Source organism: Mucilaginibacter sp. OK283, from assembly GCF_900110415.1.
Classification (GTDB): Bacteria; Bacteroidota; Bacteroidia; order Sphingobacteriales; family Sphingobacteriaceae; genus Mucilaginibacter.
Genome location: NZ_FODR01000007.1, coordinates 350,541 through 365,572, shown reverse-complemented (window position 1 = coordinate 365,572; position 15,032 = coordinate 350,541). Strand labels below are relative to the sequence as shown.

Here is a 15,032-nt window from a genome sequence, read left to right as displayed (position 1 = left end):
CGATTATACCTTTAAGATACAAAAAAAGGAGTAGAAACCGTAATTTCTACTCCTTTTTATCCCCTGTTTTCAGAAAGACTTTTTCAGTGCCCTCCCGGTATTGCTGCATATTGATGGTTTTGGGAACTTTCCACACCTGCACGGTAAATTCACCATATATGCCAATATACGGTCGACACCTGCGGTTGACGATTGGTTTAACCAGTTAAAGAAAAAACTAAAAATAAAAAAGGCGCTTATGCCGCATATAACTATCACCAGGAATATAACAGAAAAGGATTTCAACAAGTTATGGCCTCATTTAAGGCATAAAAAACTGGTAGAGCCTTTCTGGATAAATGCGCTTACCGTAGTTAAGCGCGATACGTTTGATCCATATGCCAAATGGGAGTTTTTTAAAGCCTTTGAATTTAAAAATCAGCAAGGCTTTATTGGTACAGAAAACATTGAAGGCGGCCGGATTGAGATGGTCGGCCAGGATCAAACCAGTTTATTTGAAACAATTTAATCAGCAATTATATGAATTCGCCATTTTTTCACTTCGTATTGTCCTTGCCAGATCATGTTAATACCGAGATTGTTAAATTGAAAAACGAAGCCCGGCGGGTAATCGGCGATTACCCCGGCATGGGGTCGAAGCCTCATATAACTACCAACAATTATCCAAAGCACCCCATCCATGTGCATGACCATGGCTTTTCGATGTTTGAGCGCAGGTTGACGGCTTTACCGGCAGCTGTTTTTGAAATAGATGGCTTTGATTGCTTTAACGAAAACAACGGCTATAACAAAACCATTTACGCAAAGCTGAAGATAAGCGACCATAATACCTACTGGCTTAAATTATTGTGGGATATAGTAGGCAAAGGCAGTGGAACACCGCACATTACCATAGCACGCGGACTTACCCCCGAACAGTTTAATCTACTTTGGCCCTATTTTCAAAGGAAAGAGTTGAAAAAGAGGTTTGTGGTATCAAAATTCACCATTTTAAAAAACCTGGTTAACTCCGGCACGTCTGTTTATCGCGAATTTGAGTTTAAAGGTTCGGCCGATTCATTAAACAGTGTTTACCAGGAATATTTAATGCGGCATGTAAAAAACACAGCTGCTGTTAATAAACAAACCAGTCTTTTTTAACTTAAATATGGCCCTTAAATATTATCTGACAGTATTGTCTCCGCCAGATCGTATTGATCAAAAGATAAATGCTTTTAAAAAAGCGTGTTTTAACCGCATTGGTAATTTCCAGGGGATGAATTCGCGTGCACATATTACTTTAGATGTCATTAGGGATGAGGTTGAACCCGGGGCGCAAAAGCCCAAAGTTATCGGTCCTTTTTATGATATGGTCGATTTTATAATAAGGCGAACGATAGCTGTACACAACATCAGGATAACAGGATTTAACTTTTTTTCGCACGGTCCGGCTTTCCGTACTATTTATGCGGAAATAGAACTGGATAAAGAAACATCCGACTGGTTTACCGTCATTAAGGATTTGCTGATGATAAAAAAGCTCCATCCACACATTACCATTGCGCGTAAAATACCGATAGAGGCATTTAACACCTTATGGCCACATTTTGTGAAAATTAATTACAGAGACGAGTTTTTAGCCGATGGTATAACCGTGCTGGAAAAAGAGGCCGACACCAAATTTGACAGCTATAAGATTTATAAAAAAATCCCTTTCGACAGAAAGCTGGCTGTGGCATAAAAACTTGATATTGAATAAAAAACCTAAACCTTAAAATAAAATTCGTTGGCTTTAAACCTATTACCTTTTCAAAAATTATTACTTAACTCTAAAAATTTCACAATGAAAAAAATTTACTTGTCGGCTATTTTAGCTACCGGCATTGCGCTTTCTGCAAGTGCCCAAAAATTAGAAAAACCAGAGATCGATAAGATCAAAGGCGACACCACATGGAAAACACCCGATGAACGAATTTACACACAATTGGGCTTTGCTACGGGCAGGCTATTATACGTTTACGCGGAAAAAATAGGAACCAGTTACGTGCTGTGCTTCAGGATAGATAATATGAACGGTCCTCGGGTTTGGTCTATCGGTCCGGCCAACATTACCAATATCAAGTTTACTGATAACAGCGTACTGGATTTAAAACCTGATGTAGGCGGCGACGCCCATGTAACTTACGGCTCGCAGGCCGACCGGATTATTAACCTGGTATATTATAAACTGGAGAAAGATGATATCGAAACGTTGAAAACAAAATCAGTTTCAATTATCCGGATCGCGACTGATGGTGCCGCTAACTTCGATTACGAGATTAAACCAAAAAACGCTGATCTGATTAAGAAAGATCTTGAATTGATATTAACAAAGTAAAAAATAAAGAGGCGGTGATTTTAACCGCCTTTGCTATTTCTACCCATCAAAAAACACTGTAAATTTCTCAAATACGCGGTTTGCGCGCGTTCAAGGCCAGCAAAGAGCTGGCGTTTATGCCCGATGTAACCAGGAACGGGCAACAAACAACAATCTATTCCTTTAGCTATCAGCGGGTAAGCCTTTTTTAACAATTTATTAACCTGATAAGCATCCTTTTTCTATATTTGCCCCGGGGTAAGTCTTTTACGGCCAGCTCCTCTTGAACTCCCCCAGGGTGGGAACGCAGCAAGGGTAGAGAGTTGAGCGGCGCGATAAAAGTAGCTTACCCTTTTTTATGCCTATATTTTTCCTGCCAAAAGCGGGTTCTTTTTATTGTGAACCAAGCGACAGTAATCAAGTTTCCTCCCAGACTACAGCCGTTTGCCCCCCTTATAATTAAAAATCATAACGGAGAGAAGCCAAGTAACAAGTACCCCAAAAAATGCGCACAAGGCTTCGCAGCATAAAAAAATTAAATATTATTGCAAGATAATTGTCTGCATAAACATGTACGGAACCTTATTGGCATTACACTCCCTCACCCGTTGGCTGGTATTGATTACCCTGCTGTTCGCCATCTTTCGTTCGTACCGTGGCTGGTTATTACGAAGTCCTTATTTGAAATTCGATAATATTGTGAGGCATATCACAACCACTGTAGCACATCTTCAACTAATACTGGGAGTCTGGCTATACTTCATCAGCCCTATTGTTGCTTATTTCTTACATCACTTCGCCACCGCAGTACATGAGCGTGCAATCCGTTTTTTTGGCATGGAACACGTTACCATGATGCTGATAGGGATAACCCTCATTACCCTTGGCTCTGCCAGAAGCAAGCGGCAAACGAATGACCTGCAAAAATTTAAAACAATGGCGATTTGGTTAACCGTAGCCCTGCTGGTAATACTAAGTTCGGTGCCCTGGTCGTTTTCACCGCTCATCAGCCGGCCAAATTTCCGGTCATTCTAAAAAATAGTCAACGGCTAAAGGTACCCATTGGATTCTTGTTTTTTTGGGCGCGCGGCAAGGACGTTAATTTTTTGTTGGTATTTTGAATCGTCCTAATATCAGTCGGCAGTACAAAAAAAGACACGGCTCACCGCCCATATCCCTACTTTTACCGGTAAGCGCCCCGGGTTTACCTTTTTGGCTTTGCCACCATTTAGTCATCCCTCTACATTTGTTTAAAATGGTTTTAGGTGTTAATCGTCTATACTAATATGGAAAATAATTATTTTATGCTGAGCCCGGTGCCTGCTCCCCCAGACAAAGAACAGGAACTTGCCATCCTGTTTCTCGATATCCGGAATTTCACCGGCTTATTGGAAGCCCAGTCTGGTAAAACCGTTATTCAAATTGTACGCCGTTTGTTCACCGCGTTTAATCAAATCATTAAGAAATTCGAAGGCAAGGTGGTAGAGATCGCCGGAGACAGTATGTATGCTGTGTTTGGTTTACAAACCGGGTTAAAAGAATCCGTGAACAATGCCTACCAGGCTGCTAAAGTGATGTTCCAAACGGTTGGCCTGTATAACGAAGCTTATGACAAACCTTATTATGGAGGCCCGCTCGAGATTGGTGTCGGTTTGCACGCTGGTAAAGTTTTCGTTGGCCAGTTTGGATTGGATAACGCTCCGCAACTATCAGTAATGGGCCTTCCTGTCAACATTGCATCAAGGCTACAAGCCAAAACTAAAGAGTTGGATAACGACATGATCATTTCAGAGCATGCATATCAATTGTTGGCAGATGACGGGGCTATCGCCCATTATCAAACTGTACAGCTACAAGGGATCAGCCAGGGGCAACAGGTCCGGCTGGCAGGAAGGCCATACAGTAATCGCACCCAACCAAACCTGGACTATTTAATGGCTATTTCTGGTTAACATATAAGTGCAGCTGGTTCCTCCTGAACATTTTACTTATTTAATCAAAATTGGCACTTGTGCAGATCGATTCACAATTGTCTCTCAAAAACTGCCTATCTTAGCAGCATGCTCGATATACTCATTATAGGTGGCGGCCCCATAGGTTTAGCTTGCGGACTGGCAGCCCAAAAAGCAGGATTAAGTTTTGCAATTGTCGAAAAAGGCTGTCTGGTAAACTCTTTATATAATTATCCCTCTACCATGACCTTCTTCTCAACTTCAGAGAAATTGGAGATTGGCGGCGTACCTTTTGTAACCGTTCATAACAAACCCACCCGTAACGATGCACTGGAATATTACCGCAGGGTTGCCCTGTCAAACAACCTTCCGCTCCATTTATTTGAGGAGGTAACCAACGTAAAGGCCGATGATGATGGCTATACTATAACAACCAATAAAACAACTTACCGGGCAAAAAAGGTCATCCTATCTACCGGCTTTTATGACATAGCGGTTAATTTAAATATCCCGGGCGAAGATCTTCCCAAAGTAAAACACTATTACCAGGATCCGCATTATTATACCTCGCAAAAAGTGGTGGTGGTTGGTTCCAGCAATTCGGCCATTGATGTGGCTCTGGAAACCTATCGCAAGGGCGCCGATGTTACCCTCGTGGTGCGTGGGCCTGAGATTAGCAGCAGGGTTAAATACTGGGTACGGCCGGATATCATTAACCGGATAAAAGAAGGCAGTATAAAGGCTTATTTCAACTCCAATCTTGAAGCCATCCGCGAGCATGAGGTTGATATCAAAACACCTGATGGATTGATTACCATTCCTAACGATTTTGTAATGGCGATGACAGGCTATAAACCCAATTTCGATTTTCTGAAAAAACTGGGCATTATTCTGTCCGAAGATAAATTTATTCCCCAATACAATCCGGAAACGATGGAAACCAACCTGCCCGGTTTATACCTTGCGGGCGTAGTTTGCGGAGGATTGGATACCCACCTTTGGTTTATTGAAAACTCGCGGGTGCATGCCGATATGATTATGAATGATATAGTTGCAAAAAGGCAATAGATCAATAGCATAAAATTCAACTTTTGAACATCTCCGGCCCGATCTGCATCCTGTTCGTTAGGCCGGAGATTTGTGTTCATAGGATTTTCCTGGATTTCTCTCACAGAGAGCGCCCTTCAACTACCTACTACTTCTTCCCTATTGCATATTGAATCCCGCCCAGCAAATGCTTCAGGTATAACGGATCAGCATATGACTCGTCGGTATGCCCAAGCTCAGTATAAAAGGCCCTGCCGCCATCAAAGCTGTGATACCAGGCCATAGGGTGGTTATCGCCGTTTTCGCCGCCTGTGTAGCTTTTTTCATCTATCTTGATCAATACATGCAGGTCATCACCTATCCATTTGTAATTATACCATTCGTCCCAGCGTTTCCAGTTTTCGGGCAGGTGTTTTGTGGCAATAAAATCATGGTCGACAACATGTAAAACCGCTTCCTGCTGTTTAGGGTGACTTTTAAAATAAGCCCCAACCAGCTTACCGTACCAAGCCCAATCATATTCGGTATCGGTGGCCGCATGTACCCCAACAAAGCCGCCACCGGCTTTAATATACTGTTCAAAGGCTGTTTGCTGCGCATCGTTCAAAACATCACCCGTAGTACTTAAAAATATTACAGCCGCATATTGCTTTAAGTTGGCGGCAGTAAACTTTTCGGCGTTGGTGGTGCTATCCACAGCAAAGCCATTTTCGGCCCCCAGCTTCATAATAGCCGGTACGCCAACCGCTATAGAATTGTGATGAAACCCGGCTGTTTTGCAAAATACCAGCACTTTGGTTTTGGCGGCTGCATTGATGATAGCCAAGCCCGTTAGCAGGCAAATGATGATTAATTTTTTCATAATTGATATTTCAAAAGGTTAGTTTGGAAATGTAATTCCGTTATGCAATTTAGTATTAATGTTTCACGTCGCAAGGTTTAGTTTTGAAAGCTGCAAATCATCGACCACAATTCTCGCGGCAACTTTATCGGGCAAAACGCATCTGAGTTGGGTTAACATAACTTAACACATTTCAGATATTTTGTTTATAAGTATTTGATAGTTAATTGTTTATAATTTATCATGGTTAACACTAATTTGATGTATCACGCAATTTAAGTGCATCCAAATATTTGTACCTGTTTTTGGTCAAAACAGGGTGCCGAAGCAACTTGGATCTTTTGGCCAGGATGAGGCAATAAACATAAGGTATCGTTTTAGCAATTATTAAATAACAGCTTATCGCCGCTAATTATTCAGATGCGGTTGCCCTGACACTTTTATGTAAAAATTTTGCTTCCTGAATGTAAATTCCAACTATATCACATTAAATCTTTTATTTAGCAGATACATGTATGTTAGCTTAACCATAATACGTTACCGCAAGCTGTTTATACCATTCGCATTACTCGCCATGGCTATCCACCGGCTGCCGCTGTTGCTGCAAAAAGGCTGCACATTTTATAAGTTGCTTGGCTCGGGCAAAAACGGAACTTTTGATTTACAACCCGACTGGCAGCAGTGGGGCTTATTAGCCTGCTGGGAAAGCCGTGAAGATTTTGACAGGTTTTATAACCGGTCGTTTGTATCGGGCTGGTGGAAAATATTTGGCCATGAAGGTTATACCGTATTATGCCAGCCCCTGCAAAGCCATGGTAAGTGGAGTGGCAAAGAACCCTTTGGCAATCCCGAAGCCACAAATTATACCGGCCCCGTGGCTGTGCTTACACGGGCCACCATCCGCATAAGCAGGCTCAAAAATTTCTGGAGCCATGTGGATGAGGTTGCAGGGTTAATGACATCGGCCCCTGGCTATGTTACCTCGTTTGGTGTCGGCGAAGCACCCGTTTACCGGCAGGCAACATTTTCTGTTTGGAAAAGCATCGATGACGTAAAAAACTTTGCCTACAAAAGCCGGGAGCACGCCGAGGTAATAAAACTTACCCGCAGCGAGAACTGGTACAGCGAAGAGTTATTTGCCCGCTTCCGGCTGGTTGCCAGCTTTGGTTCGCTGGACGGTAAAGACCCTTTAAATGATTTATTGAAAAATTAAAATATGAGAATTATTGCAGAACTACCGCACCCCGATTTTAAAGTTACTATCATGAATATGAACCAAAAGTTTATTGTAAAGATAGAACAGGGTACCCTGGAGCAAAGTTTTAAAGTTGCCGAAATGGATTTAACCGATGGCGTTAACAGTGTTTTTGAATTGCTTGATGAGGAGTTTTTAACCAAAGTTGGCGCCCGGTTTATAGAGATGCGTACTGATTTTAAAGATGCATATTACCGGTACAATTTCTAAATAGATTTTTATGTAAGTAATTGATAAATAAAGATATATATCAAAGCAAATCGAAATACAGAATTTTATTCTGCAAAACTACCAAGAAACACCGTTCCGACAGAATAAATATTCCTTTATAGTAAATAAAAAGTTAAACAAAATTGATATAATTTATTAAAATACAATTAGTTATTGTTTATATAATAATTTTATTTGGCAACCAAACAGACCAAATAAATGGGAGGTTAAGCTAAAATAAGGTCACAATACCAAAATCCGGCTGGTTTGTGATCCGGGTTTGTAACGCAGGAACCGTCTGTGTTTTTAGGGGCCTGATATTCCTTAAAAATTTTAATCCCGGTTTTATAGTTAACGGGCTTTGAAAAAATAGGCCCCTTAAAAGTGAAGGTGTGAAACTCGCCGTTTTCTCCGCAAACATCTACATCATCGGGCAGGGCATCAATCAGTTCGGCACTGAGCTCCCTCCCTACTATTCGTTCAAGGCGTGCCTGGGTGCAGGCTATCACCGTTCCAAATCCAAGGTTTAAAAATTCATTGATCAATTCGCGGGTGTCACGTTTCCATAAAGGGTAAATGCCAGTAAGGCCAACTTCGCTCAGCCTTGTGTCACGATAGTCTTTCAAATCCTGCAAAAAGATATCGCCAAAAATAGAATGCGTTATGCCCTCGCTTTTGAAATGAGCCAGGTGATAATGCATAACCTCGTCATACTCCTTCATGCCTGGCATCTCGGGCAACCGGATCTGGTATAATGGTATACCAATACTTTCGGCCTGTTTTATCAATAGTTCCGTGCGTACACCATGCATCGAGATCCTGTCGGCAGCATCGTTAACAGTTGTTACCAGGTACCTGATGTCAAGGTCAGCATTTTGCAGGCAATGGTACAAAGCCAATGCGCTGTCTTTACCGCCGCTCCAGTTAAAAATACACTTCATTTTAATTATTGAATTATTGATTTAGTGAATTAGTGATTGATGGAATGCAATACTTTATTGTTCTTTTAGCAATTCACTCACCAGGGCTACTACCCCTACTGTCGCTTTTTCCTGGATCTTGATGACAGGGCCGCGCACATTGATATCGGGTATTTTAGGGTCGATAACATACCGGGGTACATCGCGGTTTACATAGCCAATCAATCCGGCGGCCGGGTATACGGCTAACGAGGAACCGATCAGCATAAAAATCTCCGCACGGCCACAAATTCTTGCGGCCGTTTCAATCATGGGCACAGCCTCGCCAAACCAAACAACATGGGCGCGTAAACGCGATCCTAATTCGCATACCTCATTCATGCCAATCTCCCACCCATCAATGGGGTAAGTAAGCTCGGGGTTAACACTTGATTGCGAACGGGTAATGATGCCGTGCAGGTGTACCACATTGGTGGAGCCTGCCCTTTCATGCAGGTCGTCTATATTTTGGGTAATGATGGTTACATCGTATTTCGCTTCCAGTTTGGCCAGGGCATAGTGTGCGGCATTAGGCTTCGCATCCATCACATTTTTACGTCGCTCGTTATAAAACTGCTGTACAAGGGCCGGGTTACGCTGCCACGCTTCGGGTGTAGCCACATCTTCTATATTGTAACCCTCCCAAAGGCCGTCGCTGTCTCTGAAAGTCTTTAAACCGCTCTCAGCGCTTATTCCTGCTCCTGTTAATACTACCAGCTTTTTCATAAGGTAAATATTTGTTCATAAAAAAAGCGACCTGCATAATGGCAGATCGCTTTTCAATTTTATCAATTTAAATTAAAGTGCCAATTGTTTTTGTGTGCGTAAAAAAGTGTACCTGGTTTTAGCAAGTTCAAAACCGCCAAATAGTAGTAAACCAAACACCATGTCTCCTAACACCATATTTTTTTCAAAAGGAATAGCCTTAACTAACGATTGACCATAACCTGCTAAAGTATGCGGATACAGTGTACCGTATAAAAATGGCAGATCGATAATGAGCCAGTGAATCAATACCGATGCAACAGCTGCCAGCAACACGTTAAGCACATTTACCTTTTTGATAAAGCTACCTACTAAAACCATCAACGCAAAGCAAAGATAAACCCATGCCGCACCACTATACCACAAAGTAACTTTTGAGGTATACAGGTAATTGATGATGATATCGGTAGTAAAAAGGGTAAGTAATACAGTTACATATCCCTTCCATTTTTCGGTAAAGTAAACACCGCCAAATACAGCTATCGCGCCCACAGGTGTAAAGTTACTCAGTTCCTTATACTTAAAGGTTATTAGCCTGAAAGCTGCAGCAACAACTATCATTAAAATCAGGATAATGTTCCTGTTGATGGTATCTTTTTTATTCATGGTTTTATCTATGATGTAAAATTACTCATAATCATGTTAAATAAAAACTACTAATTAAACTGGTATTTTGCACCAAGCGTAAAGTTTATACCCCGTGTGTTATAACCCAGCCAATCAGTATATTTTTGATCGAGTACGTTGTTCAGGTCTCCAAATACATCCAGATTTTTGGTGGCTTTTAGCTGCAGGTGCAAATCAACCAGGTTATATTTTTTTAAAGTAGTGATGGTAGATGGATAAGTGGCGAAATTTTGATCGGCCCTGTTGCCGGTATATTTGTAATTTACACCTATCAGGAAATTTGCACAGGCCTGGTATGAAACATTAGCACCGAAAGTATTTTTGGGCCTGCGGTATAAGTTAGCCGTTTGTTTGCCAGCTTCATCCGTTTGCTTACCTGTTACATAAGCAAAATATGCTGATGCGGTTAGCTTGTTTGAATTGTATTTCAGTTCAGTTTCAAAGCCTTTATCTTTTTGAAAAGATCCGTTTTTATAGAATGAACTATAAGGAGGCACAGATTCAGAGAAGAAATAAATTACATCTTTTGTATTGCGTTTATAAAATACGGTGTTAAATGATAGCGTGTTTTTTACGACCTCCCAATCAAATCCGGCCTCGTACGATGTGGTTGTTTCTGGCTTCAATTTACTATTTCCGTATTGAGAAGACAGTTGGTACAAAGATGGTGATTTAAAGGCCGAAGCAATAGTCCCGAACACTTTAAACTGATCTGCTAAATAAAGCGAAGGGTTAATGGTATAGGTGAAGTTATCGCCATATTTGCTATGGTGATTGTACCTGCCTCCCAACTCCATGTGGAAGATATTTGATTTAAAAAACAACGATGTGTAAACACTGGTAATGCTATTGTGGGCTGTATCGTCGCTTATAACACTTGGACCAGGGTGGTAACCGGTTTGCTCAAACAAACTGTATTGACTGGTATTGCTGTATTTATAACCGGCACCACTTGTAATATCAAAATACCTGCCCAAATTATAATTCAAAACAGCTTCCAAATTGCTTATGCGGCCGGTATTTTTTGTTACCTGGTTGGTTTCATAATTATCGGGCGGCAGATTTTTAAAGTGGTTACGAACCGTGTTTTGGCTGGCATTAAACACCAATGTTCCTTTTGGTAATTTCACTTTAGCTCCTAAACCACCAAATATAAACGTATTGTTGTAGGTGTAGTTGTTATCGTTAGTAAAAGCCCCATACGGCAAATCGCCGGTGTTATAGCTGCCCTGGAAGTTACCATTCAGGCTGAATTTTTCCGAGATATATTGATTGATGTTTACACTTGCCGAACGTTGGTGGAAACCATCTTTTTTAAATCCGGCTTTATTTGTAGTATCGGTAGCGGCCGCAAAACCTCTTGAATCTGTATTAGACAGGTTAACGGCAATACCTGTGTGATTTATTAAACCACTTAGCCCGGCCGATTCCTGGAAAGTATTATAACTTCCGCCCGTTAATTGTACATTACCTTTTAAGCCCTGTCCCTGCGGATGTTTGGTGATGATGTTGATCACACCGGCCACAGCGTCTGATCCGTAAAGTGTCGATCCGCTTCCTTTTAATATTTCAATTCTTTCAACCTGGTTTAACGGAAAAGCATTAAGATCATAACCGCCGTCAATTGAGCCTGCGTTGTTAACCGGAAAACCGTCTATTAATATTAAAGTATTACCCGACGATGCCCCGCGTAAAAAAACTGATGTACTGATGCCGGGTGCATTTTGGGCACCAGAGAAAGTTATCCCGGGTACGGTATTCAATAACTGGGGTAATGTTTTGCCTTGCGAACGATTGATTTGCTCTGCCGATATTACGGTAACTACCCTACCTATATCGGTTAGCTTTTTTGGTGAGCGGGTGGCGGTGACAACCACATTATTTAATAACCGGGTGGTATCCTGCGCAAACACAGCAGTGCTGCATAAACCCACCTGTAATAATCCGAAAACAATTTTAAAGTACTTTTTTTTCATGTATTTGCTATAGCGTTAAATAATAATGCAGTTTAAATAGCACAACACAGACTGATAAAATGAAAACACACCACCAAAAGAAGAGCATTCACATTCAGGCTTCAATCCACGAAAGCTATGAATAATTTATAATGCTCTGGCAGGTCTTCTGACTTACTCCCCTTTCGTTCTGTCTTCCCTGAGCCTAAGCGCAAGTGACTTTAATAGAATGAACTATGGTTATGGAGCTTACAGCTGCGGGACAGTTCCGGATTTACACCGTATTCCCTTTTAATCCTTTATGATATGCTATAAAGGAACCTAAAGCGCTGTAAAGGTAGGTTATGTACGGCAGATACGCAAGTTGTTTGAAAAGCCCGAGCTGGTTTAAAGCCATCCGTTTAGCCATCCCCATTTGTTTTTGTATGGCTTTACCATAATTTTTGCGGATTTTTGGATCCAAGATTATGCGCTATTTTTTTCATATTGGTTATCATGGCACACAGTACAGTGGCTGGCAAAAACATGCCGGCGTTGCAAGTGTACAATCCGTTTTTGAAACCGCTTTAAGCCAAATATTAAAAACGCCCATAACTGTTAACGGCTGTGGCCGTACCGACGCGCAGGTGCATGCCAGCCAATTTTTTTTTCATATCGATTTAGCAAAGGAATGGGATTTCGATCTCTTTTTCCGCCTCAATAAAATACTGCCGGATGATATCGCGGTATTTGATATCATCCCGATGCAGGGCCTGCCCCACGCCCGGTTTGATGCCGTGCAGCGCTCATATGATTATTTTATTCATACTTATAAAGACCCTTTTTTAAGTGCTTTTAGCGCGCTGTATCCCGAAACCAACCTCAATATTGATGAAATGAAAAAGGCTATAACGCTGCTCCCGCGTTATAACGATTATCGCGCCTTTTGTAAAATGCCCGACAGGATTGACCATACCATTTGCAACGTAAGCTCGTCAAGCCTTTTTGTTAGCAGTAACGGCGACAGGCTCCGGTTCAACATATCTGCTAACCGTTTTTTGAGCAAAATGATCAGGATCATTATCGGCCGCCTGCTGGAAATTGGCCGGGGCGAAATAAGTGTTGATGAATTTGAAAGTCACCTCATCAGCAAACAAACGCCAAAAATCATCATCCCAGCCTATCCCCAGGGATTGTATCTGTCAAAAGTTACATATCCTTATCTTGATATCCCCGCCAAACCAACGTTTACGGGCCTGCTCCAAAAGGATGAAAACACTGTTTGGCAATCAATATAATACCTAAAGTATTCCCTGTCTTGGCTCTTGATTCTTGATTCTTGACTCTTTTCAAGGAAATTTAGGTAAATTCGCCCTCTTAAATACTTAATAAAGTTCTCAGATGGTGTGGTTTGAAAAATTGAAGCTGAAAAAACAGCTGGTTCGTTCGGTAAATGAAGCTGGTTTTACAAACCCTAAAGAACTGCAATTAAAAACCCTTTCAAGAATTGTAGGCGGCCAGGATATCATCGCCATTGGTTACGAAGGTAGCGGCAAAACTACCACTTATGTACTGGGTGTTTTAAACCGCTTTAATTATGCCCCCGAAGGCGTTCCGCGTGTATTGATCCTGGTACCCGATAAAGAGGACGTATTTGGGGTGATAGAACAATTTGACCGCCTGAACAAAAACAAATCAATAAAAATTGTTGGCTTGTATGTGGCCCCGGGTATTGAAGCCCAGATGGACGCATTGGCCGATGGTGCCGATATAGTAGTTGCTACTCCCGACAGGGCACGCGCCATTTACCTGAAGCTTGCCCTTAACCTTAACAAGGTTGATATGTTTGTGGTTGACGATGCCGATGAAATGATAAAAAGAGGCATGCAGCTTCCTGTTGTAGAGCTGGCAAATAGCATTGGCAAAAGCCAGAAACTGGTATTTACCGAGGTAATGCACAGCAAACTGCAAAAGATGCTGGATCCTTTTATGAAAGATCCTGCTATTGTGGAGGTAGAAGCATTGGCAGAACAACCGTTAGAGACACATCCGCAATTTTTATATAACGTACCCAACTTCGGCACTAAATTAAACCTGCTCAATTTGTTTATGTACGATGAAGAGCTATTTACCAAAACCGTAGTTTTTGTAAATACACGTGCAACTGCCGATAAAGTTTATAAAAGCCTGCAAACACGTTTACGCACTGCCGTGGCTTATTTAAATCCCCAGTTTTTTGATAGCCCGGGTTTTAAATCGATAGAAGCATTTAAGGCTGATGAAGGCGCCAGGGTACTGTTGGTAGCTAATGAGCAGGAAGAAGCTTTTAGCCTGGCCGATATTCCTTTCATCATTCATTTTGACGTACCGGCAGAAAAAGAACTGTTTATTGATCGTGTAACCAACCATTATCCTGAAAGCCAGAACGAGACAATGGCCCTCACTTTTGCCACCGACCTGGAACTTAGCCAGGTTAAAAAGATAGAGCAGGCCACCGGCAAAAAAATTGCCCTTGCCGAGTTACCCGAAGAGCTTATCATTGAAAAAGAGGTAAAAGCAAAAAAAGAACCTAAACCAAACCCCGATGCCCCTATAGTTGGCGCGGCTTTTCATGAAAAAAAGGCTGCCAATTCAAAAACTTATAACTTTAGCTCGGGCCAAAAAGCTAAAATGAACAATAAGCGCAAGCACTAATTTTTTTTGGTAAAATAGTGGATATACATATCCTCTACCTTTTTACGTGCCCATGGCGTTTTGCGCAAAAACTTCAGACTGGATGATATGCTCGGATTATCCAAAAAACAATTAATTCTTATCTGGTAACCCAGTTCGGGCCAGCCAAAACGGGCAACCAGTTCGTTCAAAATCGTTTCTAACGTTTTGCCGTGCAGCGGGTCTTTGCTTTTTTCATCCATATGGGCAAAGTTAAAAAATATGAATCAGGTTGTTTAAGTAAAATCCATGTATAACCACTTAATTCACTGTTAACATAGGCATAACTAATTTGCCTCTACCGCCGTTTAACTATTCATCAAATAATTATAAACAATCCCGTAATAAGTTTTAAATTAGGAATCTGTGCGCACGCCAAAATCTTATGTTTTTCT

17 protein-coding genes, 1 other RNA gene and 1 riboswitch are annotated in these 15,032 nt (G+C 41.5%); of the genes, 12 read left to right on the top strand and 6 right to left on the bottom strand.

Annotated features, from left to right (window positions below; translation table 11 throughout):
- The first annotated feature begins 100 nt into the window (after nt 1-100).
- The 8 genes from BMX56_RS18065 (at nt 101) to BMX56_RS18030 (ending at nt 5,355) form a co-directional block, all read left to right on the top strand.
- Nucleotides 101-508, top strand: coding sequence for a 2'-5' RNA ligase family protein (locus tag BMX56_RS18065; RefSeq protein WP_177183849.1), 408 nt, complete (start codon nt 101-103; stop codon nt 506-508).
- 11 nt (nt 509-519) lie between these two features.
- Nucleotides 520-1,140 carry a 2'-5' RNA ligase family protein gene (locus tag BMX56_RS18060; RefSeq protein ID WP_090651056.1) on the top strand — a complete coding sequence of 207 codons (621 nt, stop codon included), beginning with the start codon at nt 520-522 and terminating at the stop codon, nt 1,138-1,140.
- Nucleotides 1,141-1,147: 7 nt separating this feature from the next.
- On the top strand, nt 1,148-1,720 hold the full coding sequence (locus BMX56_RS18055) for a 2'-5' RNA ligase family protein (protein WP_090651055.1): 573 nt from the start codon (nt 1,148-1,150) through the stop codon (nt 1,718-1,720).
- A 102-nt stretch (nt 1,721-1,822) separates the two neighbouring features.
- On the top strand, nt 1,823-2,356 hold the full coding sequence (locus BMX56_RS18050) for a hypothetical protein (protein WP_090651054.1): 534 nt from the start codon (nt 1,823-1,825) through the stop codon (nt 2,354-2,356).
- Between the two features lie 235 nt (nt 2,357-2,591).
- Nucleotides 2,592-2,690, top strand: an RNA gene (gene ffs, locus BMX56_RS18045) — signal recognition particle sRNA small type.
- A 215-nt stretch (nt 2,691-2,905) separates the two neighbouring features.
- Complete coding sequence (locus tag BMX56_RS18040) at nt 2,906-3,370, top strand: hypothetical protein (RefSeq protein ID WP_090651053.1); 465 nt, start codon at nt 2,906-2,908, stop codon at nt 3,368-3,370.
- A 251-nt stretch (nt 3,371-3,621) separates the two neighbouring features.
- Nucleotides 3,622-4,287 (top strand): adenylate/guanylate cyclase domain-containing protein, encoded by a 666-nt coding sequence (locus tag BMX56_RS18035; protein ID WP_090651052.1) that lies wholly within the window; start codon nt 3,622-3,624, stop codon nt 4,285-4,287.
- A gap of 108 nt (nt 4,288-4,395) precedes the next feature.
- Nucleotides 4,396-5,355 (top strand): YpdA family putative bacillithiol disulfide reductase, encoded by a 960-nt coding sequence (locus BMX56_RS18030; RefSeq protein WP_090651051.1) that lies wholly within the window; start codon nt 4,396-4,398, stop codon nt 5,353-5,355.
- Nucleotides 5,356-5,482: 127 nt separating this feature from the next.
- Here the strand turns inward: BMX56_RS18030 and BMX56_RS18025 are convergent, their stop codons facing one another.
- Nucleotides 5,483-6,196, bottom strand: coding sequence for a ThuA domain-containing protein (locus BMX56_RS18025; RefSeq protein ID WP_090651050.1), 714 nt, complete (start codon nt 6,194-6,196; stop codon nt 5,483-5,485).
- Nucleotides 6,197-6,686: 490 nt separating this feature from the next.
- Here BMX56_RS18025 and BMX56_RS18020 point away from each other — a divergent pair, with 490 nt between their 5' ends.
- A complete protein-coding gene (locus tag BMX56_RS18020; RefSeq protein ID WP_090651049.1) occupies nt 6,687-7,388 on the top strand; it encodes a DUF3291 domain-containing protein in 702 nt (233 codons plus the stop codon).
- A 3-nt stretch (nt 7,389-7,391) separates the two neighbouring features.
- Complete coding sequence (locus tag BMX56_RS18015; protein WP_090651048.1) at nt 7,392-7,640, top strand: hypothetical protein; 249 nt, start codon at nt 7,392-7,394, stop codon at nt 7,638-7,640.
- Nucleotides 7,641-7,867: 227 nt separating this feature from the next.
- On the opposite strand, the gene BMX56_RS18010 is transcribed toward BMX56_RS18015, so the two are convergent.
- The 4 genes from BMX56_RS18010 to BMX56_RS17995 form a co-directional block, all read right to left on the bottom strand.
- Nucleotides 7,868-8,581: a Dph6-related ATP pyrophosphatase gene (locus BMX56_RS18010; protein ID WP_090651047.1), complete on the bottom strand. Its 714-nt coding sequence runs from the start codon at nt 8,579-8,581 to the stop codon at nt 7,868-7,870.
- Nucleotides 8,582-8,635: 54 nt separating this feature from the next.
- Complete coding sequence (locus tag BMX56_RS18005) at nt 8,636-9,325, bottom strand: SIR2 family NAD-dependent protein deacylase (protein ID WP_090651046.1); 690 nt, start codon at nt 9,323-9,325, stop codon at nt 8,636-8,638.
- 72 nt (nt 9,326-9,397) lie between these two features.
- Nucleotides 9,398-9,970 (bottom strand): DUF6580 family putative transport protein, encoded by a 573-nt coding sequence (locus BMX56_RS18000; protein ID WP_090651045.1) that lies wholly within the window; start codon nt 9,968-9,970, stop codon nt 9,398-9,400.
- A 50-nt stretch (nt 9,971-10,020) separates the two neighbouring features.
- Complete coding sequence (locus BMX56_RS17995; protein WP_090651044.1) at nt 10,021-11,967, bottom strand: TonB-dependent receptor plug domain-containing protein; 1,947 nt, start codon at nt 11,965-11,967, stop codon at nt 10,021-10,023.
- 120 nt (nt 11,968-12,087) lie between these two features.
- A riboswitch (cobalamin riboswitch) is annotated at nt 12,088-12,286 on the bottom strand.
- A 127-nt stretch (nt 12,287-12,413) separates the two neighbouring features.
- Between BMX56_RS17995 and BMX56_RS17990 the strand changes: the two genes are divergently transcribed.
- Together BMX56_RS17990 and BMX56_RS17985 are read left to right on the top strand one after the other, a co-directional pair.
- Nucleotides 12,414-13,223, top strand: coding sequence for a tRNA pseudouridine synthase A (locus BMX56_RS17990; protein WP_090651043.1), 810 nt, complete (start codon nt 12,414-12,416; stop codon nt 13,221-13,223).
- A 103-nt stretch (nt 13,224-13,326) separates the two neighbouring features.
- Nucleotides 13,327-14,619 carry a DEAD/DEAH box helicase gene (locus BMX56_RS17985; protein WP_369829645.1) on the top strand — a complete coding sequence of 431 codons (1,293 nt, stop codon included), beginning with the start codon at nt 13,327-13,329 and terminating at the stop codon, nt 14,617-14,619.
- On the opposite strand, the gene BMX56_RS17980 is transcribed toward BMX56_RS17985, so the two are convergent.
- Complete coding sequence (locus BMX56_RS17980) at nt 14,616-14,840, bottom strand: VF530 family protein (protein WP_090651042.1); 225 nt, start codon at nt 14,838-14,840, stop codon at nt 14,616-14,618. The genes BMX56_RS17985 and BMX56_RS17980 overlap by 4 nt on opposite strands.
- Nucleotides 14,841-15,032 lie beyond the last annotated feature (192 nt).